Here is a 24744-nt window from a genome sequence, read left to right on the forward strand (position 1 = left end):
TATCAAATTATTTTTTCCTTCTTTCAACAATATACTTATTAGAAGCATTCTTTTTAGCTCTGGTTTTGAAACCTTTTGCTAAAACACCTGTTCTAGAACGTGGATGTCCACCTGAAGATTTACCTTCACCACCACCCATTGGGTGATCTACTGGATTCATTACCACACCACGAACTCTAGGTCTTCTTCCCAACCAACGAGTACGTCCGGCTTTACCACTTCTTTCTAACGCATGGTCAGTATTAGAAACAGTTCCGATAGTAGCCTTACAGGTTACAAGAATCATTCTAACTTCACTAGAAGGCAATTTGATAGATGCATACTTACCATCTCGTGCTACGAGTTGAGCATATGCACCAGCGCTACGAGCCATCACTGCTCCTTGAGAGGGTCTTAATTCAATATTATGAATTATTGTACCTAATGGGATATCAGATAATGGCATTGAATTTCCGATTTCAGGAGCTATTTTATTTCCAGAAAGCAAAGACTGGCCAACTTCCAATCCATTTGGTGCGACGATGTAACGTTTCTCACCATCTGCATACACTAGCAATGCTATGCGTGCAGTACGGTTTGGATCGTACTCAATCGAAACCACTTTGGCAGGAACACCATCTTTGTCTCTTTTGAAATCAATAACTCGATATCTTCTTTTGTGACCACCACCTATATATCTCATTGTCATCTTACCGGAGTTATTTCTACCACCGGTTTTTTTCATTGGTCTTAACAATGATTTTTCAGGTTTGTCTGTAGTAACCTGCTCAAAGGTATTAAGAATCTTATGCCTTTGACCAGGAGTTACAGGTCTTAATTTACGTACAGCCATTTTCTAATTAAATATTGCTATAAAAATCTATTTTATCCCCATCAACTAAAGTCACGATCGCTTTCTTAAAAGAAGCAGTTCTTCCTTCAATTGCACCAGCTTTAGTAAAACGGCTCTTCTTCTTACCTTGATAATTCATGGTATTAACTGCCGCTACCTTAACATTGTACATTGATTCAATTGCTTTTTTAATTTCGATCTTCTTCGCTCTGCGATCCACGACAAATCCAAAGCAATTTAATTTTTCGCTTTGGGCTGTCATCTTCTCGGTAACGATCGGTTTGATTAAAATTTCCATCTTTTAAACTTAATTTAGTTTAAACATTTCATCGAGCCCTTTTACGGAGCTCTCTACAAATAACAAAGCTGAAGCTTTCATAATATCGTAAGTTGCAAGATCAGAAACACGTACAACTTCAACATTCTTCAAATTACGAGAAGACAAATATATGTTTTTATTGTCTTCGGCTAACACCAAAAGTACTTTTTTATCAGATACTTTCAGGTTTTTTTGAAGTTCAACAAAACTTTTCGTCTTAACAGCTTCAAAATTGAAATCTTCGATAATTAACAAACCATCATTTTGAGCTTTTAAACTTAAAGCTGAACGACGAGCTAATTGCTTTAATTTCTTATTCAATTTGAAACTATAGTTTCTTGGACGTGGACCGAATACTCGTCCTCCCCCTCTGAACACAGGCGATTTAATGCTACCCGCACGAGCTGTACCAGTACCTTTTTGTTTTTTTATTTTCTTAGTACTACCTGAGATCTCAGCTCTTTCTTTCGATTTGTGAGTTCCCTGACGTTGGTTAGCTAAATATTGCTTAACATCTAGGTAAATAGCGTGTTCGTTTGGTTCAATTGCAAAAACCGAGTCGTTCAACTCAATTTTTCTGCCTGTATCTTCTCCAGATTTATTTAAAATAGTTAATTCCATTACTTTTCAATAATTACGTATGAACCTTTAGACCCTGGAAGAGATCCTTTAACTAATAATAAGTTGTTCTCAGGAATAACCTTAAGAACCTGAAGGTTTTCCACCTTCACAGTGTCCCCACCCATACGTCCGGCCATTCTCATGCCTTTAAATACGCGAGCTGGGTAAGATGCAGCACCAATAGAACCTGGAGCACGCAAACGGTTATGCTGACCGTGTGTCTGTCCTCCTACTCCGCCAAAACCATGACGTTTCACTACCCCTTGAAAACCTTTACCTTTTGATATACCTGTGATATCTACGAAAGTAGCCTCCTCAATAATATCAATTGTAATAACATCTCCTAACTTGTACTCAGCTTCGAAATCGCCGAATTCAACAAGTTTTTTCTTAGGGGTTGTATTTGCCTTTTTAAAGTGCCCATCTAGCGCCTTCGTTGTTCGCTTTTCTTTCTTTTCGTCGAAAGCCAACTGAAGTGCTTCGTAACCATCAGTTTCAATAGTTTTGATCTGGGTTACAACACATGGACCTGCCTCAATGACAGTGCATGGAATATTTTTTCCCTCGGCACTGTAAACGGAAGTCATTCCGATTTTTTTTCCAATTAATCCTGGCATTTTTCTTTATTTTTTAAAAAATAAATCTAACAGTTTATCAAACTTTAATCTCTACTTCAACTCCACTAGGCAACTCTAGTTTCATTAGAGCATCAATTGTACTTGCAGTAGAACTGTAAATATCAATCAGACGTTTGAATGAAGAAAGTTGAAACTGCTCTCTTGATTTCTTGTTCACGAAAGTTGAACGAAGAACGGTAAAAATTCTTTTGTGAGTTGGAAGTGGAATAGGACCACTTACTACTGCACCTGTAGCCTTAACTGTCTTAACGATTTTCTCAGCTGAGTTATCAACCAAGTTGTGATCGTAAGATTTCAGTTTAATTCTAATTTTTTGGCTCATATTATTTAATATTATACGATAAAACTATAGTAATTCAACTTTACCCTTGGCTTTCTCAACCACTTCTTTTGCAATACCTTTTGGCACCTCAGCAAAATGATCAAATTCCATAGAAGAATTTGCTCGACCAGAGGATAAGGTTCTCAATACAGTAACGTATCCAAATTGCTCTGACAATGGTACTGTAGCATTAACAACACGTGCTCCATGCTTAGACTCCATTCCTTCAATCTGACCTCTACGCTTATTCAAGTCACCAATAATATCACCCATATATTCTTCTGGTGTGATAACTTCAATTTTCATGATTGGCTCAAGAAGTACCGGTTTCGCTTTACCACAAGCTTCTCTGTACCCTTGCTTAGCTGCCAATTCGAACGAAAGCTGATCAGAATCCACTGGATGGAAAGATCCGTCAAGCAATTCAACTTTTAATGAATCAACAGTATAACCTGCCAACACACCATTTTTCATTGCTTCTTTGAAACCTTTTTGTACAGATGGAATAAATTCCTTAGGGATATTACCACCTTTAACCTTGTCTACAAACTGCAATCCTTCTCCTTCAAAATCAGCATCCACTGGAGACAAGTTGAAAATAATATCAGCAAATTTACCACGACCACCAGACTGTTTCTTAAATACCTGACGGTGATTAACAGTTCCGGTAATAGCTTCTTTGTATGCAACCTGAGGCGCACCCTGATTACACTCTACTTTGAATTCACGCTTCAAACGGTCAACGATGATATCTAAGTGAAGTTCACCCATACCAGAAATAACAGTTTGTCCTGATTCTTCGTCAGTTTTCACATGGAAAGTTGGATCTTCTTCAGCTAGTTTAGCCAATGCCATACCCATCTTATCAAGATCTTTCTGAGTTAAAGGCTCAATAGCAATACCAATTACCGGCTCTGGAAAATCCATCGATTCAAGCTCGATTGAAGTTTCTTTTTGACACAATGTATCACCAGTTCTAATATCTTTAAACCCAACACATGCACAAATATCACCAGCTTCTACGCGATCAATCGCATTTTGCTTGTTTGAATGCATTTGATATAAACGCGAAATACGTTCTTTGTTACCTGTTCTAACATTATAAACGTAAGAACCAGCATCAATAGATCCAGAATACAAACGAGTAAAAGCCAAACGACCTACAAATGGGTCGGTAGCAATTTTAAATGCCAAAGCAGCCAAAGGCTCGTCAACAGAAGGTTGTCTTGAAACCACTTCATCTGTTCCCGGAACTTTACCAACAATAGCATCAACATCTAAAGGAGATGGCAAGAATGTAATAACAGCATCCAACAAACGCTGAACACCTTTATTTTTAAATGCCGAACCACATAACATTGGAACAATGTCCATAGCGATAGTAGCTTTACGAATCACATTTAAAAGCTCCTGCTCAGTAATAGAATCAGGATCCTCAAAGAAACGCTCCATCATATCTTCATCATGCACTGCAACAGCCTCTACAAGTGTTTCTCTCCACTCATTAGCTTCTTCAACTAAGTAATCAGGAATATCCTCTAATGTATAATTAGTTCCGTTCTCGTCATCATACCAGATAACAGCTTTCATTGTGATCAAATCAACCACACCTTTAAAGCTTTCTTCAGTTCCGATAGGAATTTGAACAGGAATTGGATTCGCTCCTAATTTCTCTCTTACTTCACGAACAGCCTTGTAAAAATCAGCACCTGAACGGTCCATTTTATTTACAAAACCCATACGTGGTACTTTATATTTATCAGCTTGTCTCCAAACTGTTTCTGATTGTGCCTCAACACCACCAACTGCACAAAAACATGCAACAGCTCCATCCAACACACGCAATGATCGTTCTACCTCAACGGTAAAATCAACGTGACCTGGAGTATCAATAATATTTACCTGATACTTTTCGCTGTCGTAATTCCAAAAACAGGTAGTTGCAGCAGAAGTAATTGTAATACCTCTCTCTTGCTCTTGCTCCATCCAGTCCATTGTAGCTGCACCATCATGCACCTCACCAATTTTGTGAGAAACTCCGGTATAATACAAAATACGCTCAGTAGTCGTTGTTTTACCGGCGTCGATGTGCGCCATGATACCAATATTTCTGGTGAATTTTAAATCTCTCTTTGCCATATTCTTTAAGAATCGCTTAACAGTTATTAAAATCTAAAGTGAGCAAAAGCACGGTTAGCTTCAGCCATTCTATGTGTATCTTCTTTCTTCTTGTAAGCTCCACCTTCTTCATTGTATCCACCAAGAATTTCCGCAGACAATTTTTCAGCCATAGATTTACCAGATCTTTTGCGTGCAAAAAGAATCATACTTTTAATAGCGATTGAAACTTTTCTTTCAGGACGAATCTCTGTAGGAACTTGAAAAGTTGCTCCACCTACGCGTCGGCTCTTAACCTCTACAGCTGGAGTAATGTTTTCTAAAGCTTTTTTCCAAATCTCAAGCGGAGATTTTTCCAGCTTTTCTGTTTTCGTTTTAACGATTTCTAAAGCATCATAAAACACTTTAAAGGAAAGGTTTTTCTTTCCATCAACCATTAAGTCATTCACAAATCTTGTTACCAAAACGTCATTAAACTTTGGATCCGGCAATAAGATTCTCTTTTTTGGTCTTGACTTTCTCATTTTCTCTTAGTTTACGAGTTATCCGTTGTAGCTGCCTGGTTCAGTCTTCAAAAATCTCACGATCATTTACTCAACTTAATAGAGAACAACACATAAACATTAACTCACAGTTTTAAAAACTAGAATTAATTACTTTTTAGCTTTAGGTCTCTTAGTACCATACTTAGAACGACGTTGTTTACGACCTTCTACCCCTGAAGCATCAAGAGCACCACGAACAAGGTGATATCTTACCCCTGGAAGATCTTTTACACGACCACCTCTAATCAAAACGATCGAGTGTTCCTGTAAGTTGTGTCCTTCTCCTGGAATGTAAGCATTCACTTCTTTTCCGTTAGTCAATCTAACACGGGCAACTTTACGCATAGCCGAGTTAGGCTTCTTAGGTGTAGTCGTATACACACGGACACAAACCCCTCTCCTCTGTGGACAAGAATCCAATGCCGGAGCCTTGCTTTTATCGATAAGCTTGGTTCTTCCTTTTCTAACTAACTGTTGAATTGTAGGCATATTAACAATTACTTTTTTAATTAAATATTTTTAACAATTTGGTTTGCAAAGGTATTATTTATTTTATAAAATCAGCAATTCAGCCATGTAATTTTATAAAACCCCTTTAAATCAGCGCACAAAGGTAAGAAAAGCCTTTAGAAAAGACAAGTTATTCTCTATCAAAAAAATAAGCCGTTTGAGTTTATTTAAAAAAGAGTCGTGTCTTCCAGTAAAATCAAGGAGTAAAAGTTAAAAATACAATCAAAATTTATGGATGTCAATTTTTTATGCCCTAGATCCCTTAATGTATATTGTATCTAACTAAAAAGTTCATTAATTTAGAAAACCTTATAAGTAAAAATGAAGTTTTATCAACTTCAAACCCAAAATAAATACATTTTTTTCAAACCCAAAAAAAATACCATTATGAAAGTGTATCAATCAAATGAAATTAAAAACATCGCCCTCATTGGCAATGCCGGCTCGGGTAAAACTACCCTTGCTGAAGCAATGCTATTTGAAGGCGGTGTTATTACAAGACGCGGAAACGTGGAAGATAATAGCACCGTTTCTGATTACAACCCTGTAGAACACGAATATGGAAACTCTGTTTTTTCAACAGTTCTTTACACAGAGTGGTTAGGAAAGAAGATTAATTTTATAGATACTCCCGGTGCAGATGATTTTTCCGGAGGAGTAATTTCAGCCCTCAATGTTGTTGATACAGGTTTAATGCTTATCAATGCTTTGAATGGTGTTGAAGTAGGTACCGAAATAATAGGTCGTAGAGCAGCCGCTTTAAATAAGCCATTGATATTTGTTGTTAATCAACTCGATCATGACAAAGCTAATTTTGAACTATGCATTGAATCAGCCAAAACTAATTTTGGCAGTAAAGTTTCGATTGTACAATATCCCGTAAACGTTGGCGTAAATTTTAATGCTCTTATTGATGTACTAAAAATGAAAATGTACCAATGGGGTCCTGACGGCGGAGAACCGGAAATACTTCCGATACCGGACTCTGAAATTGATAAAGCCAATGAACTGCATAATGAGCTTGTTGAATCAGCCGCAGAAAACGATGAAGACTTGATGGAACTTTTTTTTGAAAAAGGGACTTTAACAGAAGATGAAATGCGAACCGGAATGAAGAAAGGAATGATCGCGTGTGATTTCTTTCCTGTTTTCTGTGTTTCAGCCAAAAAAGATATGGGCGTAAGACGATTAATGGAATTTATTGGAAATATTGTTCCATTTGTAACAGAAATGCCTGCCATACCAACAGTAAGCGGAAGAAAAGCAAAATGCGACCCTAATGCCCCAACTTCAGTTTTCGTATTTAAAACATCCATTGAGCCCCACATTGGAGAAGTAAGTTACTTTAAAGTTATATCAGGAAGAATTAAAGAAGGTGACGATTTAATCAATATAAACAACAATATAAAAGAGAGAGTCTCTCAATTGTATATTATCGCAGGTAGAAACAGAGAGAGAGTTAGTGAGCTTGTTGCAGGCGACATAGGCGCAACTGTAAAATTGAAAAACACGAAAAACAATCATACATTAAATTGTAAAGATTGTGATTTTGTATACAAGGACATCCAATTTCCTGAACCAAAGTACAGAACCGCTGTAAAAGCTAAAGATGAAGCTGATGATGAGAAACTAGGAGAACTTCTTCATAGAATGCACGAAGAAGACCCTACAATAACAATAGAATATTCAAAAGAACTAAAGCAAATCATATTACACGGACAGGGCGAATTCCATATGAACACTCTTAAATGGAGATTAAGTCACAACGATCATCTGGAAATTGAGTTCCTAACTCCTAAGATTCCTTATAGAGAGACAATCACCAAACTTGCCCAGGCAGATTACCGCCATAAAAAGCAATCCGGAGGTTCTGGTCAATTTGGAGAAGTACACATGCTTATCGAGCCATATACTGAAGGGATGCCTGATCCAGTAATGTATAAGATTGATGGGAAAGAAATGAAAGTAAACCTACGTGGCACCGAAGTCACCAAACTGAATTGGGGTGGGAAATTAGTGTTCTGCAACTGTATTGTTGGTGGTGCTATAGACACACGGTTCCTTCCGGCCATTCAGAAAGGAATAATGGAAAAAATGGATGAAGGCCCGCTTACAGGATCGTATGCCAGAGATATCCGTGTGGTTGTTTATGATGGAAAGATGCACGCGGTTGATTCAAATGAAATTTCGTTTAGATTAGCAGGCCGACATGCTTTTAGTGCCGCCTTTAAAAATGCAGGGCCAAAAATACTTGAACCTATATATAATATAGAAGTATTGGTGCCTGAAGATCGTATGGGTGATGTAATGAGTGATTTACAATCTCGTCGGGCAATGATTATGGGAATGGAAGCTGAAAAAGGATTTCAAAAAATTCTAGCTAAAGTACCTTTAAAGGAAATGAACAAATACTCTACTACGTTAAGTTCTTTAACCAGAGGTCGAGCTCAATTCACCATGAAGTTTGACACCTACGAAAAAGTTCCAAACGAAGTTCAGGTTGAACTTTTAGCAGCCTACCAAGAAGAAACTGCTGAAGCATAACAAAGAAAAGGCCTCGAATGAGGCCTTTTTTCTATATTATAATTTATATTTCAATATCCTATTTTCTGATCAGCATAAAAGATCCTTTTTTAGTATATTTCTTTTTTTGTTCTTCTCTGCCCGTTGCTGTTATCACATAAAAGTAGGTTCCCGGAGTTGCCCATTTACCATGGATTTTCCCATTCCAACCTTCATCCGGGTTTTTCCATGAAAACACAACCCTTCCCCATCTGTTGATAATTGTTCCACTAAAACTTTTTAAGGATTGCGATTTTACTCTAAAAATATCATTTCTCCCATCGCCGTTAGGTGTAAACACATTAGGCACCTGCACCAAAGAAGTATCCACTACAATTGGTGTTCCTTTATCCTTTAAATAATATTCATCAATACATACTCCATCCATATTTTCCGACGAAGCTATTAATTTTACAAAATAGTTGCCAGGATGTAAATATGTATAAGCAACAAGATCCTTATCGGTAACAATTCCATCCACCAACAAACTATCCTCAAGCGTGACCGCATCTTTAATTCGATCAAAATCCTGATAAATGAACCATTCAAAATTTTCAATATTATCAGAATCTACAATATCAAATTTCACTTCCAACGGAGCCTCACCTACCACTGGATCAAAAGTGAACTCTGCATTAATACTATAAGTTTCCGAAGCTACAACATCAGAATAAAACACACACCCATATTGATCTTTCACAGAAATAGAATATCCCTTTTCTCCCAAAAAAGGTTCTTCATCTATAAAACTAACTTCGTTTCCAACATAAGTCGCTCTTAAAAATTCATCTTCATTATCCCGCTTCAATCTAAATACTATATCATCCCCCGAAACAACATCGGCGGGATCACCTGAATCAATATCAATATAATTTAACACCACGGAAGTAAAAGATGATTTAACATTCACCCCAACACAATTCAATGTTACTAATATACTTGGATTCATATTCGAATTATTCAACACCCAAGCCTGATCATTAAAAGAATTAACTCCATTCGTAGCTTCAACTTTATACAATCCATCAGGCAAATTAGTCAATATTGATTCTGAAGAAGTATCAACCGAAGGAATCGGTATTGCAAAAGTGCCTGTTCCCGAATCCCATTTTGTCCATGTAAAAGTCCAACCTGAGGTTCCATCATTAGAGCCTGCTTTTAATTCACCAACACCAGCACCTATATTGTCACAGAACACATACAAGGAATCATTTGGTGTTGCAGTGTATTTTGTTAACGATCTAAGAGATGCATTAGGGGCAGTAATCTGAGAAATAGCGGAACTAGACAAAAAAGACAATATCACAAGAAGTGAAATACAATTAATAGTTCTCAAAAACAATAAAAAGGACTTAATTCTCATAGTGATGTATGAATAGTTTTATGATATATCTGGAATTACAATATTAAAAAAATTAAGCCGTTTTTTCTATTATTAAACAATTATCTTTATCTGAAAAATACATACTAAGAGATAAACAAAACCAAGAAAAGGCTTTAGTAAGCCCCTTGACAATACCTTTTTAGAATCCTGGTTTACTTCACACTAAATGCTTTTTATGGATTTAATTATGGAGTAATATTCAAAAAAAAGACGAAAGTTACGGTTCAAATATTATTTTTGAGCTTCGAAATAATTGGAAAGATAGAAATAGAATGGAATATTTAAATGAATTAAATCCGGTACAACGAGAAGCCGTTGAGAATATTAATGGAGCATCACTGGTTATTGCCGGAGCTGGGTCGGGCAAAACAAGGGTCTTAACTTATCGGATTGCCCATCTTCTAAATCAGAAAATTCCTGCCTACTCTATTTTAGCTTTAACTTTTACCAATAAAGCTGCACGGGAAATGAAAGAAAGGATCGGGAATCTTGTCGATCAACAGCAATCTCAATCGCTTTGGATGGGAACTTTTCACTCTATATTTTCGAAAATATTACGATACGAAGCCGAGCATTTGGGTTTTGATTCTAATTTTACGATTTACGACACTCAGGATTCTCGCAATCTGCTTCGAGCTATTATCAGAGAAATGCAGCTTGATGATAAAGTATATAAAGCAAATGAAGTTTTGAACCGAATTTCATCAGCTAAAAATAATTTGGTCACTGCAAATGCTTATGCTCAAAACGCCGGCATTCAAAAAATTGACTCGAGCAATCGCCGGCCGCTAATTTTTGAAATTTACAAAAAATACAGTCAGCGATGCCGGCAAGCCAATGCAATGGATTTTGATGATCTTTTATTGCAGACCAATATTCTTTTTAAATCCAAACCTGAAATATTAGCGAAGTACCAAAATAAATTTAAATACATTTTGGTTGATGAGTATCAGGATACCAATTACTCTCAATATTTAATTGTAAAAAAGCTTGCCGAAAATCATAAAAATGTATGTGTTGTTGGTGATGATGCCCAGAGTATCTATTCTTTTCGCGGTGCGAAAATTGAAAACATACTCAATTTCAAAAACGACTATCCAAATTACAAGCTTTATAAATTAGAGCAGAATTACAGATCGACACAAAATATTGTAAATGCCGCCAATAGTGTTATTCACAAAAACCGCGATCAGATAAAAAAAGTATCCTTTTCGGAAAACGAAGAAGGAGAAAAAATAAAAGTTGTTAAGGCACTTACCGACCACGAAGAGGGATACATTGTTGCCAATGCAATTTACGAAGAAAGAATGCGTGAGCATCTTCAATATCAGGATTTTGCTATTCTATACAGAACCAATGCTCAATCGCGGATTTTTGAAGAATCATTACGCAAATTAAATTTGCCCTATAAAATATACGGCGGACTTTCCTTTTATCAGAGAAAAGAAATTAAGGATCTGCTTTCCTATTTCCGCATGACAGTAAACCCGAATGATGAAGAAGCAATCAAAAGGGTGATTAACTATCCTAAAAGAGGAATTGGAGATACTACCGTTAGCAAACTGCAGGATGCTGCCACCCAAAACGAATGCAGTATTTGGGATGTGATTTGCGGTCTGAACCAAAGACCTTATGGAATCAACTCAGGAACCATCTCGAAACTGATGAAATTTGCAGCTTTAATCACTGATTTTCAGCAAAGACAAGATACGGACACGGCTATTGATCTGGCAAACTACATTGCAAAGGCAACCGGTATTGTTCAGGATCTTTATAATGACCGATCGCCTGAAGGAGTCTCCCGACATGAAAATATTCAGGAGCTGTTAAACGGGATTCAGGAATTTACACAAAACTCTTTGGAAGAAGGCAACGAATTGCAACTGGCCAATTACCTGGAAGATGTTGCACTGTTAACCGATCAGGACAAGGACAAAGATGAAGATCGGAATAAAGTGACATTAATGACCATTCACTCGGCAAAAGGGCTGGAGTTTTCGCACTTACATATTGTAGGGTTAGAAGAAGATTTGTTTCCTTCGCAAATGGCTACCAGCACACAGCAGGAATTAGAAGAGGAACGCAGGCTGTTTTATGTTGCTCTAACCAGAGCCGAAACAAAAGTCACCTTATCGTTTGCCAAATCGAGATACAAATGGGGAAACATAAGTTATCCCCGGCCAAGTCGTTTCATCAATGAAATTGATGAGAAATTTATGGATCTTCAATATGAATCGGAGCCTGATTTTTCGGGAGCCGGAAATGAAAACTTCCAAAGCAGAACCGATTCTGAAATCGTAAGTCAACCAAAAAGATTCGAAGCAAAACAAAGTTTCTCTGCCAAACCAAAACTAAATCAACCCATTATCCGTAACAATATAAATGGTAGTCAGGCTAATGATCCTAATTTTATCCCTTCCAATCCGGAACAAATACAATCAGGTATGATTGTAGAGCATCAGCGCTTTGGCAAAGGAAAAGTTTTGCAAATGGAAGGAAGTAAACCAAACATCAAAGCAACCGTATTTTTTCAAAATGTGGGTCAAAAACAGTTACTGCTAAAATTCGCAAAACTTAAAATTGTAGGATAAATACGCTAACTATTTGTATTGAAAGAAGAAATCTGTTACATTTGCCTTGAGTTCTAAGATTTTCTGTAATTGTTTAGTTCATAAAAAACAATTCATTAAAGCTTCTTTTCTACTTCGTTTAGTAAAACCAGTGAAATCTTAGATTCTTCAGTAGTACTTATAACTATCTTCATTCTTTTTGTGCTATTGTGTTGCATTCTCTTACAAGTTTGCCAAATTACCTATCGTATAAAAAAAGTTATTACCAGATTAAAACAACAATAAAATAAATGGATTATAATTCGAGCAGGAAACATCTAATTCTTCCTGAATATGGACGAAATGTTCACAAAATGGTAGATTACGCCCTAACTGTTGAAGACAGGGTTCAGAGAAACCATGTGGTAAAAAGTATTATTGCCATTATGGGAAATATGTATCCTCACCTTAGAGATGTTAGTGATTTTAGACACAAACTGTGGGATCATATAGCCATCATGTCTGATTTTAATTTAGACATCGACTCGCCCTACGAAGCTCCTACAAGGGAAAAGTTAGCCGAAAAACCTGATCGATTGCCTTATAGCACTAAAAGAATAAAATACCGCCATTATGGCCGTACTGTAGAAGTTTTAATTGCAAAAGCCATCGAACTTGAAGATCCGAAGGAAAAAGATGCTCTCATAATAATGATTGCCAATCACATGAAAAAATCATTCCTTAATTGGAATAAAGACAGTGTTCCTGACGAGAAAATATTTAAAGATCTGGTTGCATTATCAAAAGGGAAACTTGAAATTCCTGAGCGATTGAAATTAGCCGAAGTCAAAGAAAGGGAATTCGTTCAGAAAATTAAAAAGAAAAAAAATCCAAGAACTGATAATCGAAACGACAATAAAAACGATCATCGAAAGTTCAATAAACCAAGAGCATAAAACAAAAACCGGTTCCATACCGGTTTTTTTTATGTCAAGACCAGTATGCTTTCACTTTCCCAAACGTTTTTTATAATTATCTTTAGCCTTTATACACACCAAAAATAGCAGCCAATGAGCACTTTCGAAATTATTGGAGGTAAATCGTTAAAGGGAGAATTAACCCCGCAAGGGGCAAAAAATGAAGCCCTTCAGATTTTATGCGCCACTCTTTTAACTGAAGAAAAGGTAACCATCCATAATATACCAAACATACTAGATGTTAATAAGTTAATTGAATTGCTGTCGGAACTTGGAGTTAAGGTTAATCAGGAATCTAAAAACACTTATTCTTTCGAAGCAAAAAACATTAATCTTGACTATCTAAATTCTCCTGAATTCGCAAGCAAGGGATCATCATTAAGGGGTTCAATAATGATTATTGGTCCTTTATTGGCGCGATTTGGCAAAGGATATATTCCTCGCCCGGGCGGAGACAAAATAGGAAGACGGCGTCTGGATACACACTTTTTAGGTTTTGAAAAATTAGGTGCCAAATTCAATTTTAACCAGGATGAAAATTTCTATCGTGTTGAAGCCAAAGAATTAAAAGGTTGCTATTTACTCCTCGACGAAGCTTCAGTTACAGGAACTGCAAACATTATTATGGCCGCAGTAATGGCCAAAGGTACAACAACAATATACAACGCCGCCTGTGAACCTTACATACAGCAATTGTGTAAAATGCTGATATCGATGGGTGCAAAAATAAGCGGTGTTGGTTCAAATCTTTTATCCATTGAAGGAGTTACTTCTTTATGTGGATGTGAGCATAGAGTACTTCCGGATATGATTGAAATAGGCAGTTTTATTGGACTTGCGGTAATGACTAAATCCGAAATTACAATAAAAGATGTTGCCTATCACGAACTGGGGATGATTCCTGGTGCATTTAAACGCTTAGGTGTAAAAATGGAATTAAGAGGCGATGACATTTACATTCCAAAGCAGGAAAATTATCAAATTGAAACCTTTATTGACGGTTCAATTCTCACGATTGCAGATGCTCCCTGGCCAGGACTTACTCCTGATTTACTAAGTGTATTTCTTGTGGTAGCAACTCAAGCCAAAGGAAGCATATTAATTCACCAAAAAATGTTCGAAAGTCGTTTGTTCTTTACAGATAAACTAATTGACATGGGAGCTCAGATCATTCTTTGCGATCCGCACAGAGCTACTGTTATTGGTTTAAATCAAAGACAGGGGCTACGACCAACAACCATGGTTTCGCCGGATATTAGAGCAGGTGTTGCCCTTCTTATTGCTGCACTTTCTGCCGATGGAAAAAGTACAATTCATAATATAGATCAGATAGACAGAGGTTACGAAAATATTGACCTGCGACTGAATGCAATTGGTGCCAGCATTAAAAGAATCAGTAATTAACTATTTATTAACATTTTAAATAAGGATATCTAATTAATTTAGAGAAATAGAAATTGTTAGTTACAGTTAAAATTTTGAGTTATGAAAAAAATAAAATTAGGCTTGATATTATTCTCCTTTCTTTTTTCTTTATCCACTTTTGCCGGAACGTTAAAGACTACTGAAGGAAAAGATGTAAAAGAAGGCTATGAAATTGGGAATAAATTACCGGATATTACAGCAAAATCAATAGCCGGAAAAGACATAAAATTAAGCTCATTGGAAGGCAAATTGGTTTTAGTCGATTTTTGGGCTTCATGGTGCCCTCCTTGCCGTGCAGAAAACCCCAGAATTGTAAACGCATACAATAAATTTAAAGACGCCAGTTTTAAAAATGGTAAAGGATTTACAATTTATAGTTTTTCTCTTGATACCAAACAAGCAAACTGGAAAGCTGCAGTAGCTAAAGATAAACTTGACTGGGATTATCACGTTAGTGAACTTAAGGGATGGCACTCTCCAACATCAAACAAATTTGGCATTAACTCCATCCCTTCTAACTTTTTAATTGATGGAAATGGAATTATTTTAGCGAAAAACCTAAGAGGTGAGAAATTAGAATTAATTCTTCAGTACTACCAAAAAAAGTAATAATCTTTAAAGATATAAAAGTGCCATTCATAAATTTGAATGGCACTTTTCATTCCTGATATTTCATTAAAAACATCTTAATCTCTTCAACACAGAAGCCTTTACTTTCAATCCACTTAATCGCTTTATCCTCCCGACTAAATACATGTGTCTTTAAATTTGTATCCCTTAAATAAAAAGAAAAAACATACGCTCTTACAATTTGTCCAAACTTAGGACTAACAATCACTGCATTATACTTATACTTTAATTGATAGGTGAGCTTACGAATTGCATTATTTATTATCCCGGCTATTTCAGGTGATGATATAATTAAATCTCTCAAATCACAAACAGACGCCAGATCTTTGTAAGAATATTCTTCCAACATTTGATCAATTGCACTTGAGAAAAAATAAGCAGCCTCCTCGTCCTGCATTCCCATAACTTTTAGATACGCTACATTAGAATATACTCGAATACAAAAATCATCATTATCAATTACAATTTTCATCCTGGCAAATTTTCGGTTATTATCGCACTCTTATTTAACAGCCTAAAACCTAAATATAAGATTTCCGAAAGAATTTCGAACAATTTATTTGAATAATGCTACATTTTGGAGTAATAGGACACAAAACTCTCAACATAGGCTTATCGATTAATAATCACAACATACAATAAGGCACCCTCATTTTGCAAAAAAAATAAAAATGAACAACTTATAATTACAAATTCTATCTTTGTGCCAATTTGTCGGAAGACAGCACATTGGCAGACTATTTGTATTTACTGCCGGGTAACAAAAACTAAAACGATAAAAATCATTGAAAAATGACAAAAGATAAAAGCAAATCAAATAAAGAAGAATTGAAAGATAAAGATATAGAAACTACTGAAAACCAAACAGTAGAAGAGACCTGTAAAAAGGAAGAATCAAAGATTGAAGAAAATAAGGATACGAAGAAAACCAAGAAATCTTCGAAAGAAAAAAAAGCAGACGAGCTTGCCGAATTAACAATCCAACTTCAGGAAATTAGTGACAAGTATGTACGTTTGTCAGCTGAATTTGACAACTATCGCAAAAGAACTTTAAAAGAGAAGATGGAACTGACCAAATCGGGCGGAGAAAAGATTCTTATCAATATTCTTCCTGTTATGGATAACTTCGAACGCGCCTTACAATCTATTGATGCAGCAAAAGACATTGATGCGATAAAAGATGGTGTTCATTTGATTTATGGCAATTTCAAAGAATTTGTTACTCAAAATGGAATAAAAGAAATTGAAGCTGTAAATCAGGCTTTTGATACCGACATCCACGAGGCAATTACTAAAATCCCTGCTCCAACCAAGGAGTTGAAAGGAAAAGTTGTTGACTGTGTTGAAAAAGGATATTTCCTTCATGACAAAGTAATTCGTTTTGCCAAAGTTGTTGTAGGAGAATAAGGAAGTTCAAAATCTAAGCTGAGAAAAAGATGTCGAAAAGAGATTATTATGAAGTGTTGGGAGTTTCCAAGTCAGCCTCGGAAGCCGAATTAAAAAAAGCATACCGTAAAAAAGCCATTCAGTTTCACCCCGATAAAAATCCGGATGACAAGCAAGCTGAAGAAAACTTTAAAGAGGCTGCAGAAGCTTATGAAGTTTTAAGTAATCCTGAAAAACGTCAGCGATACGATCAATTTGGCCATTCGGGAATGAGCGGTTCAGCCGGAGGTGGTTTCGGTGGTGGTGGAATGAACATGGAAGATATTTTCTCTCACTTTGGCGACATATTTGGCGGCGGTGGCGGATCTTTCTTTGGCGGTGGATTTGGCGGCGGAGGCCGCAGCTCAAGAAGAGTAAACCGTGGCAGCAACCTAAGAGTTAAGGTTAAGCTGACATTGAAAGAAATTGCTGAAGGTGTTGAAAAGAAGATAAAGGTTAAAAAACAGGTTGAATGTAAATCCTGTAGTGGATCAGGAGCAAAAGACGGATCTTCATTTTCTACTTGTTCTACCTGTCACGGTTCTGGTCAGGTTACACGTATCCAGAATACAATACTTGGGCAAATGCAAACATCTTCCACTTGTCCGACTTGTGGTGGTGAAGGAAAAATTATCACAAATAAATGTACCAGTTGTGCCGGAGAAGGAATTGTTCAGGACGAAGAAGTAATCACAATTAATATTCCTGCCGGAGTTGCAGAAGGAATGCAGCTGTCGGTTAGCGGAAGAGGAAATGCAGCTCGCCGGGGTGGAGTAAATGGTGATTTATTAATTCTTGTTCATGAAGAGGAGCATCCGGAATTAATTCGTGATGAAAACGATCTTTTATACAATCTGTTTATTAGCATTCCTGATTCAATTTTAGGCACTGCCGTTGAGATTCCTACGATTGAAAACAAGGTGAAAGTGAAAATTGATGCAGGTACTCAACCTGGGAAAATACTTCGCTTAAGAGGTAAAGGTCTGCCTGATATTAATGGTTACGGACGAGGAGATTTATTGGTTAAAATTAATGTTTGGATACCGAACTCCATTTCCAAAGACGAAAAGAAAATTTTAGAAAAACTGCAAATCTCTGAAAGCTTTACTCCTAAGCCCACCGCTCATGAAAAAAGCTTTTTCAAAAAAGTAAAGAACTTTTTCGATTAAGAATTAAGATATAGAATCCATAAAGAAAGAGATCATCTAATAAAAGGTGATCTCTTTTTTCATCTGCCCAAATTGCAAACCCGAAGAGCAAATTGATGAACAAAACAGCAAACTTCCTGCTTCAGGTTGCGGGTATCCTGTTTCGAGAGTTCAGCGCCACTCTTTCCTCTGCAATCATTCTATATGATAAGGCATGCTTTCTATCTGGAGAGGCAAGCTTTCCTCCCAAACAGGCAAGTTTCTCCGAATCAGCAGCATGATTCCCTCTCATTGTGGGAATATTCCTTTCGCCATAGGCAAGTTGCTGTGTTAAAGGGGAAATTTCCCTCTGCAAGTGGGAAGCATCCTTAATCAACAGGAAAATTGCCTATCCGAAGAGAGGAAATTATGAGTTAAACAAAATCAGCCCAGATTAATCCGAATATTTATCTGATTTTGATCAAAACAATCCACTGCAAATTACATCGTACAAAACCAAATTAAAAACCTGTCCAATCTTCTTTACATCGATTTTATATGTTGGATTTCTCTAAATTGATTACTTTAGTTTTCAATTGAAATTTTAGTGTCACCAAACCCAAATATACATGGCATTTTTCGAAGCAAAAGACATTGTTAAACAGTACGCAGGGCACAAAGCTTTAAACAAAGTAAGTATCTCCGTTCCAAAAGGAAGTATTTTCGGTCTGCTGGGACCAAATGGTGCAGGAAAAACAACCTTAATCCGAATTATAAACCAAATAACCGGCCCTGACTCAGGAGTGGTTTTATTTAATGGCAACCCTTTAGTCCCCAATGATATCACCCGAATTGGATACCTTCCTGAAGAAAGAGGTTTGTATAAAAAAATGAAGGTTGGAGAACAGGCTGTTTATCTGGCTCAGCTTAAAGGAATGAACCAAAAGGAAGCGACAAAAAAGCTGAAAGTCTGGTTCGACAAGTTTGATATTCTTCAATGGTGGGACAAAAAAGTAGAAGAGCTTTCGAAAGGAATGCAGCAAAAAATACAGTTTATTGTTACTATTCTGCATGAACCAGAATTACTGATCTTCGACGAACCATTTAGTGGTTTCGATCCGATCAACGCCAATCTGCTTAAAAAAGAAATTCTGGAGCTTCGCGACAAAGGGGCAACCATCATTTTCTCGACACACAATATGGGATCTGTTGAAGAAATTTGTGATCACATTGCACTGATCAACAAATCGGAAAAAATACTGGACGGACCGGTTGATCAGATCAAAAAGAAGTATCGAACCAATACCTATGAACTAACTTATACTGGTGAATTTGACAAACTGGAGCAAGTTCTGAATCCGGATTTTGAAATTGTTGAACAACAAAAAGGACTTGAGCACAACACTCTTACCATAAAATTAAATAATGGTTCTACATCCAATGAGTTATTGGCACAATTACTCCCCTATTTAAACATCGTTTCCTTTAGCGAAATCATTCCCAGTATGAATGACATCTTCATTCGAGTTGTGAATGAAAACAAAAAAATCTAACCCGAAACACCTTTAAAAATGAATAAAATTTTCATCATTATAAAAAGAGAATATCTTTCCAGAGTAAAGAAAAGATCATTCCTCATTTTAACCTTTTTAACTCCTGTTTTAATTGCCGGTATTTATGCATTCATGATTTGGATGATGCTTAAAGACGATACTGAGAGCAGAACTATTGCTGTGATTAATGAATCGCAATTAGTTGAGCCGGTACAATCCAAGGACTTCACCACCTTCAAATACATAAATGATACTAGTTTTGAAGATGCTAAAGCTCAAATGGAAGAGAAAGACTACTATGCCATTCTGTTAATTCCTGAAAATATTTTGGAGAGCAAAACGGCAGAATTGTTCTCTTACAAACAGGTAACAATGGAAGTAAAATCGGAAGCCGGTTCCCAACTTCGAGATCATATTGAGCAACTTAAACGATCAAAAATTATCGCTCAGGCTAAAATGCCCGATTTAGAAGAGAAACTGGCTGCAACCAGAACTCCTATTTCCATGAAAACCATCAAATTTGGCGAAGGCGGAGAAGTAAAACAAAGCTCTACGGAAATAGCAATGGCCATTGGATTTATATCCAGCTTCATCATTTACATGTTCATCTTTCTGTATGGTGTGCAGGTAATGCGAGGGGTGATCGAAGAAAAAAGCAATCGAATTGTTGAGGTGATAATTTCATCGGTAAAACCATTTCAACTGATGATGGGGAAAATCGTTGGTGTTGCCATGGTTGGCTTAACTCAATTTATTATGTGGGTAATTCTTTCCGGCATAATTATCTCTATTGGCACTGCAGTAGTATTGCCAGGTGTTGATATGGATTCGTTACAGCAAGCCAAAACTCTTTCGGAATTGCCTCAGGGTGCTGCTTCATTAAATGCTGACCAGTTAAAAATGGCTCAGGATTTATTGGGTACTTTTGACTTTGGATATGTTGCCGGAATTCTTGGTGCATTTATCTTCTTTTTCCTTGGCGGCTATTTATTATATTCTGCACTTTTTGCCGCTGTTGGCAGTGCCGTTGATAATGAAACTGAAACACAGCAATTTATGCTTCCAATAACGATTCCTCTGATATTGGCCATGTATATTGGTTTTGCTGTTGCGAAAAATCCTGAAGGCAGTCTTGCCTTTTGGGGATCAATTATCCCATTAACCTCTCCAATAGTGATGCTTGTTAGAATTCCATATGGAGTTCCGGTATGGGAATTATTACTCTCTATGGTAACACTTATAGGAACTTTCCTTTTTGTTACCTGGATTGCAGCAAAAATATACAGAACCGGAATTTTAATGTATGGAAAGAAAGTTTCCTACAAAGAAATTTGGAAATGGCTTCGCTATCATAATTAGAAAGAAACAGATAATGACCTTTGTAAATGCCTCATTTTATGAGGCATTTTTCACAAATAGATAACAGGCATGATTTTTGGAGAATCCTTAAACGTTAAAAAAACTTATTCATCGTAATAAGCCCGTCAAAAATTACAAGCCGAGAACAAAGTTTTTACTATCTTCGGTTTTAAATTGAATCTTGAAAAGTTAAATAGCTATTTCAGGAAACACTAATAAATCAGACAATTAACTCAACCAAATAGTAATTCATGCGAATTTCTGTAATAGATTTAGGAACGAATACATTTAATTTGCTTGTTGCAGAATGGGATGAAACCGGAATCCCAAAAATTCTGAACCGTTCAAAATACGCAACAAAAATAGGGAAAGGCGGCATCAACAATAATATAATTACTGATGAAGCAATTGAAAGAGCTAAAAATGCCTTTGATACGATAACAGAAATATCGAATCAATTTGAAGTATCAAAAACCCTTGCATTTGCCACCTCTGCAATCAGATCTGCCGAGAATGGCAGTGAATTTGTAAAATTAATTGAAGAAAAGTACCATGTCAATATCGAAATAATTTCGGGAGACAGAGAAGCCGATTTGATTTTTTCAGGGACAAAAAAAGCGATTGAATTAAATCATGAAGTTGTAGCAATTCTTGATATTGGTGGTGGCAGTAACGAGATAATAATTGCCAATAACGAAAAGATATTTTGGAAAAACAGTTACCCTTTAGGAATGACTCGTTTATTGGAGAAATTCAATCCTACTGATCCTATTAATAAAAATATGATAAAGGATATTGAAGAGTATCTTAAATCTCAGATGACCGATTTATTTGAAGCTTTGGACATCCACTCTGTAAAAACATTAATCGGTTCCTCCGGATCATTCGACACATTCAAACAAGTATTAGTGGCAAACAGCCCTGAACTGAATGGCTTTCCAACAACACATTTTGAGATTAAGCTAAAAGATTTTTTCAAATTACACCAATTATTTTTGGCTTCGAGTCTTGAAGAAAGAGAACAAATGCCGGGAATGGATCCTGTTCGTGTTGATCTGATCGTTATAGCCAGTATCTTCATTAATTATCTGGTTAAAGAATCCGGAATTAGTAAATTGTTCCAATCTTCTTTTGCTCTAAAAGAGGGTGCTCTTTTTGAGTATATCCAGAAAAATACCAATACTGCAGACAGAGACAAAACTATAGAAACAAAAAAATAAGCATGTCAAAAATTCTGATTATCGACGACGAGAAGAGTATTCGAAACACTCTAAAAGAAATTTTGAGTTACGAAGATTATGAAATAAGTCTTGCCGAAAATGGCCTTGAAGGAATTGAATTGGCCAAATCAGATGAATTTGATGTTGTTTTGTGCGATATTAAAATGCCGCAAATGGATGGAATTGAAGTTCTTGAAAAAATTCAAGAACTTGGATTAGATACTCCTGTTATCATGATTTCGGGACATGGAAATATTGATACTGCAGTAGAATCCATTAAAAAAGGAGCTTTTGATTTTCTTGAGAAACCCTTGGATTTGAATCGCATTTTGATCACAATTCGAAATGCCATGGACAAATCAAAATTGATTACAGAAACTAAGGTTCTAAAACGAAAAGTCAGCAAGAAATATGAAATGATTGGAGCTTCAGGAGTTCTGGAATCAGTTAACAGCATGATTGACAAAGTGGCTCCAACCGATGCAAGAGTTCTGATTACCGGTCCAAATGGAACGGGTAAAGAATTGGTCGCTCATCGTATTCACGAACAAAGTAACCGTTCAAAATGTCCGTTTGTTGAAGTAAACTGTGCCGCAATACCTTCAGAATTAATAGAAAGTGAACTTTTCGGTCACGAAAAAGGATCATTTACTTCGGCAATTAAGCAACGCAAAGGGAAATTCGAATTGGCCGACGGCGGTACTCTTTTTTTAGATGAAATTGGTGATATGAGCTTATCTGCGCAAGCAAAAGTTTTACGCGCATTACAGGAAAACAGAATTACCCGCGTTGGTGGAGATAAAGAAATAAATGTAAACGTTAGGGTTATTGCTGCGACAAATAAAAATTTAGCCGAAGAAATTGAAAACAATAATTTCCGGGAAGATTTATACCATCGACTGAGCGTTATCTTGATATCTGTTCCTCCTTTAAACGACAGAACCGAAGATATTCCACTGTTGGCGAATCATTTTATTGAGACAATTTGCGGAGAAATGGGAGTACCACAAAAAAGTATTGATGAAGAAGCAATCAAAGAATTGCAAAAAATCAACTACACAGGGAACATACGTGAATTCAGAAATATAATTGAGCGATTGATCATTCTGGGCCAGGAAAAAATTTCAGCAGAGGATGTAAAATCCTATACCAAATCTTCAAGCTGATCATGAGAACCGAATCTGATTTTATAGGACAAAGGGAAATTCCAAAAGATGCTCTTTGGGGAATTCATTCTCTTCGGGCCAAAGAAAATTTCCCAGACCAAACAACCTTTCATAAAGAGTGGTTTATGGCCATTGGTATTGTGAAACAAGCCTGTTACCAAACTTATTCAAGCTTTTTAAAAGCGATTCAAGACAAATTTCCGAATGAAGAATTTCCTTTTCAATTAATCGAATCCAATTTAATTGAAGAATTGGAAAAAGTCTCGATTGAAATTAATGCAGGAAAACACTTTGAGCATTTTATAATTCCTGCAATTCAAGGCGGTGCCGGCACAAGCATCAACATGAATGTAAACGAAATAATTTCCAACCGGGCTCTTCAAAATATTGGAAAACCTGCAGGTTCATATCATGACATCGACCCTTTCGAACACGCCAACGTATTTCAATCCACAAATGATGTTATTCCCACTTCTCTAAAAGTAACATGCATTCGTCTCTTACAGGAATTGGAAGAATCGATCAACACGCTTCGTATGGAAGTGGAAAAAACAGAAAGTAAATACAGGAATGTATTGCGCCAGGCTTATACTCAAATGCAGGCTGCAGTTCCTTCCTCTTACGATAAATTATTTAGTACGTACAACAATGCTCTTTCGAGAGATTGGTGGAGAATTTCGAAATGCTTCGAACGAATTAAAGAAGTGAATTTAGGCGGCGGAGCCATTGGAACAGGCCTGTCAATTCCCCGGTTTTTTATTATGGAAGTGGTTCCGAATCTTCAAAAATTAACCGGTTTGCCTATAACCCGATCAGAGAATTTATCGGATGCAACTGCGAACCAGGATTCTTTTGTAGAAGTTCATGCGACTCTAAAAGCTCATGCTGTGAATTTGGAGAAAATGGTTTCCGATCTCCGTTTACTGGGATCTGATTTATTTGTGAACCGCGAAGTATATTTGCCTCAAAAACAAGTAGGCAGCTCCATTATGCCCGGAAAAATAAATCCGGTAATTCCTGAATTTGTGATCAGTGTTGCTCATAAAGTTTACGCTAACGATCTGATGATTAGCAATCTTTCAGGACAGGGCTGTCTGGAGTTAAATGCTTATTTACCTTCAATCGGTCATGCTTTAATTGACAGCATAAAACTACTGATTGCAGCCAACAACAGTTTGATCAGGAATTTATTTCGGGAATTGGAAATAAAAACCAATCCTCTCGAAGAAAGTATTCTAAAAAATCCATCTGTTGCAACAGCTTTATCACCATACATTGGCTATCATCAGGCATCCAATCTCGCCAAAGAAATGAAAACCAACCAAATATCAATTAGAGAAGCAAATGCCAAACTAAATTTAGTTACGGCTGAATTACTTAACAAACTAATTCAGCCGGAAGAATTGCTAAAAATGGGATTTCGTATTGGTGAAACTCTGAATAGATAACTGATAACTGAAAA

Annotated in this window: 23 protein-coding genes; 12 read left to right on the forward strand and 11 right to left on the reverse strand. The window is 36.5% G+C overall.

Annotated features, from left to right (window positions below; all coding sequences use genetic code 11):
• Positions 1 to 7 precede the first annotated feature (7 nt).
• The 8 genes from rplB to rpsL form a co-directional block, all read right to left on the reverse strand.
• Positions 8 to 832, reverse strand: a complete 825-nt coding sequence (gene rplB / locus GQR60_RS08135; RefSeq protein ID WP_101308158.1) for a 50S ribosomal protein L2 — start codon at positions 830 to 832, stop codon at positions 8 to 10.
• Positions 833 to 839: 7 nt separating this feature from the next.
• The gene (gene rplW, locus GQR60_RS08140) at positions 840 to 1130 is read right to left on the reverse strand and encodes a 50S ribosomal protein L23 (RefSeq protein ID WP_101308157.1); all 291 of its coding nucleotides are present in this window, start codon (positions 1128 to 1130) and stop codon (positions 840 to 842) included.
• Between the two features lie 9 nt (positions 1131 to 1139).
• Complete coding sequence (gene rplD / locus GQR60_RS08145) at positions 1140 to 1772, reverse strand: 50S ribosomal protein L4 (RefSeq protein WP_101308156.1); 633 nt, start codon at positions 1770 to 1772, stop codon at positions 1140 to 1142.
• Complete coding sequence (gene rplC, locus GQR60_RS08150; protein WP_124992440.1) at positions 1772 to 2389, reverse strand: 50S ribosomal protein L3; 618 nt, start codon at positions 2387 to 2389, stop codon at positions 1772 to 1774. The genes rplD and rplC overlap by 1 nt, the downstream gene beginning before the upstream one ends.
• Positions 2390 to 2426: 37 nt before the next feature.
• Positions 2427 to 2732: a 30S ribosomal protein S10 gene (gene rpsJ / locus GQR60_RS08155; RefSeq protein WP_096428449.1), complete on the reverse strand. Its 306-nt coding sequence runs from the start codon at positions 2730 to 2732 to the stop codon at positions 2427 to 2429.
• 24 nt (positions 2733 to 2756) lie between these two features.
• Positions 2757 to 4871, reverse strand: a complete 2115-nt coding sequence (gene fusA, locus GQR60_RS08160) for an elongation factor G (RefSeq protein WP_124992441.1) — start codon at positions 4869 to 4871, stop codon at positions 2757 to 2759.
• A 26-nt stretch (positions 4872 to 4897) separates the two neighbouring features.
• Positions 4898 to 5374, reverse strand: coding sequence for a 30S ribosomal protein S7 (gene rpsG / locus GQR60_RS08165; RefSeq protein WP_124992442.1), 477 nt, complete (start codon positions 5372 to 5374; stop codon positions 4898 to 4900).
• Between the two features lie 129 nt (positions 5375 to 5503).
• The gene (gene rpsL, locus GQR60_RS08170) at positions 5504 to 5884 is read right to left on the reverse strand and encodes a 30S ribosomal protein S12 (protein WP_101259654.1); all 381 of its coding nucleotides are present in this window, start codon (positions 5882 to 5884) and stop codon (positions 5504 to 5506) included.
• Between the two features lie 408 nt (positions 5885 to 6292).
• On the opposite strand from rpsL, the gene GQR60_RS08175 reads away from it, so the two are divergent.
• Entirely contained in the window at positions 6293 to 8449 is a 2157-nt protein-coding gene (locus GQR60_RS08175; protein ID WP_124992443.1) for an elongation factor G, read from the forward strand.
• Positions 8450 to 8507: 58 nt separating this feature from the next.
• Here GQR60_RS08175 and GQR60_RS20270 read toward each other — a convergent pair whose 3' ends face one another.
• Positions 8508 to 9665 (reverse strand): gliding motility-associated C-terminal domain-containing protein, encoded by a 1158-nt coding sequence (locus GQR60_RS20270; protein WP_160463439.1) that lies wholly within the window; start codon positions 9663 to 9665, stop codon positions 8508 to 8510.
• Between the two features lie 458 nt (positions 9666 to 10123).
• On the opposite strand from GQR60_RS20270, the gene GQR60_RS08185 reads away from it, so the two are divergent.
• From GQR60_RS08185 to GQR60_RS08200, 4 genes are all read left to right on the forward strand, one after another.
• Complete coding sequence (locus tag GQR60_RS08185; protein WP_124992445.1) at positions 10124 to 12442, forward strand: ATP-dependent helicase; 2319 nt, start codon at positions 10124 to 10126, stop codon at positions 12440 to 12442.
• 269 nt (positions 12443 to 12711) lie between these two features.
• Complete coding sequence (locus GQR60_RS08190) at positions 12712 to 13356, forward strand: DUF4290 domain-containing protein (protein WP_124992446.1); 645 nt, start codon at positions 12712 to 12714, stop codon at positions 13354 to 13356.
• A 114-nt stretch (positions 13357 to 13470) separates the two neighbouring features.
• On the forward strand, positions 13471 to 14781 hold the full coding sequence (gene murA, locus GQR60_RS08195) for a UDP-N-acetylglucosamine 1-carboxyvinyltransferase (RefSeq protein WP_124992447.1): 1311 nt from the start codon (positions 13471 to 13473) through the stop codon (positions 14779 to 14781).
• Between the two features lie 81 nt (positions 14782 to 14862).
• The gene (locus GQR60_RS08200) at positions 14863 to 15411 is read left to right on the forward strand and encodes a peroxiredoxin family protein (protein WP_124992448.1); all 549 of its coding nucleotides are present in this window, start codon (positions 14863 to 14865) and stop codon (positions 15409 to 15411) included.
• Between the two features lie 49 nt (positions 15412 to 15460).
• Here GQR60_RS08200 and GQR60_RS08205 read toward each other — a convergent pair whose 3' ends face one another.
• The gene (locus tag GQR60_RS08205) at positions 15461 to 15904 is read right to left on the reverse strand and encodes a hypothetical protein (protein ID WP_124992449.1); all 444 of its coding nucleotides are present in this window, start codon (positions 15902 to 15904) and stop codon (positions 15461 to 15463) included.
• Positions 15905 to 16224: 320 nt separating this feature from the next.
• On the opposite strand from GQR60_RS08205, the gene GQR60_RS08210 reads away from it, so the two are divergent.
• Positions 16225 to 16839, forward strand: a complete 615-nt coding sequence (locus tag GQR60_RS08210; protein ID WP_124992450.1) for a nucleotide exchange factor GrpE — start codon at positions 16225 to 16227, stop codon at positions 16837 to 16839.
• Positions 16840 to 16868: 29 nt separating this feature from the next.
• Positions 16869 to 18026: a molecular chaperone DnaJ gene (dnaJ, locus tag GQR60_RS08215; protein WP_124992451.1), complete on the forward strand. Its 1158-nt coding sequence runs from the start codon at positions 16869 to 16871 to the stop codon at positions 18024 to 18026.
• Between the two features lie 121 nt (positions 18027 to 18147).
• Here the strand turns inward: dnaJ and GQR60_RS08220 are convergent, their stop codons facing one another.
• A complete protein-coding gene (locus tag GQR60_RS08220; RefSeq protein WP_154675802.1) occupies positions 18148 to 18297 on the reverse strand; it encodes a hypothetical protein in 150 nt (49 codons plus the stop codon).
• Positions 18298 to 18613: 316 nt separating this feature from the next.
• On the opposite strand from GQR60_RS08220, the gene GQR60_RS08225 reads away from it, so the two are divergent.
• From GQR60_RS08225 to GQR60_RS08245, 5 genes are all read left to right on the forward strand, one after another.
• The gene (locus GQR60_RS08225; protein ID WP_124992452.1) at positions 18614 to 19537 is read left to right on the forward strand and encodes an ABC transporter ATP-binding protein; all 924 of its coding nucleotides are present in this window, start codon (positions 18614 to 18616) and stop codon (positions 19535 to 19537) included.
• 18 nt (positions 19538 to 19555) lie between these two features.
• Complete coding sequence (locus tag GQR60_RS08230) at positions 19556 to 20896, forward strand: ABC transporter permease (RefSeq protein WP_124992453.1); 1341 nt, start codon at positions 19556 to 19558, stop codon at positions 20894 to 20896.
• Between the two features lie 251 nt (positions 20897 to 21147).
• The gene (locus GQR60_RS08235) at positions 21148 to 22116 is read left to right on the forward strand and encodes a Ppx/GppA phosphatase family protein (RefSeq protein ID WP_124992454.1); all 969 of its coding nucleotides are present in this window, start codon (positions 21148 to 21150) and stop codon (positions 22114 to 22116) included.
• A 2-nt stretch (positions 22117 to 22118) separates the two neighbouring features.
• The gene (locus tag GQR60_RS08240) at positions 22119 to 23282 is read left to right on the forward strand and encodes a sigma-54-dependent transcriptional regulator (protein ID WP_124992455.1); all 1164 of its coding nucleotides are present in this window, start codon (positions 22119 to 22121) and stop codon (positions 23280 to 23282) included.
• A gap of 2 nt (positions 23283 to 23284) precedes the next feature.
• Positions 23285 to 24730 (forward strand): lyase family protein, encoded by a 1446-nt coding sequence (locus GQR60_RS08245; protein ID WP_124992456.1) that lies wholly within the window; start codon positions 23285 to 23287, stop codon positions 24728 to 24730.
• Positions 24731 to 24744 lie beyond the last annotated feature (14 nt).

This window comes from Labilibaculum euxinicum, assembly GCF_009795715.1.
Taxonomy (GTDB): domain Bacteria; phylum Bacteroidota; class Bacteroidia; order Bacteroidales; family Marinifilaceae; genus Labilibaculum; species Labilibaculum euxinus.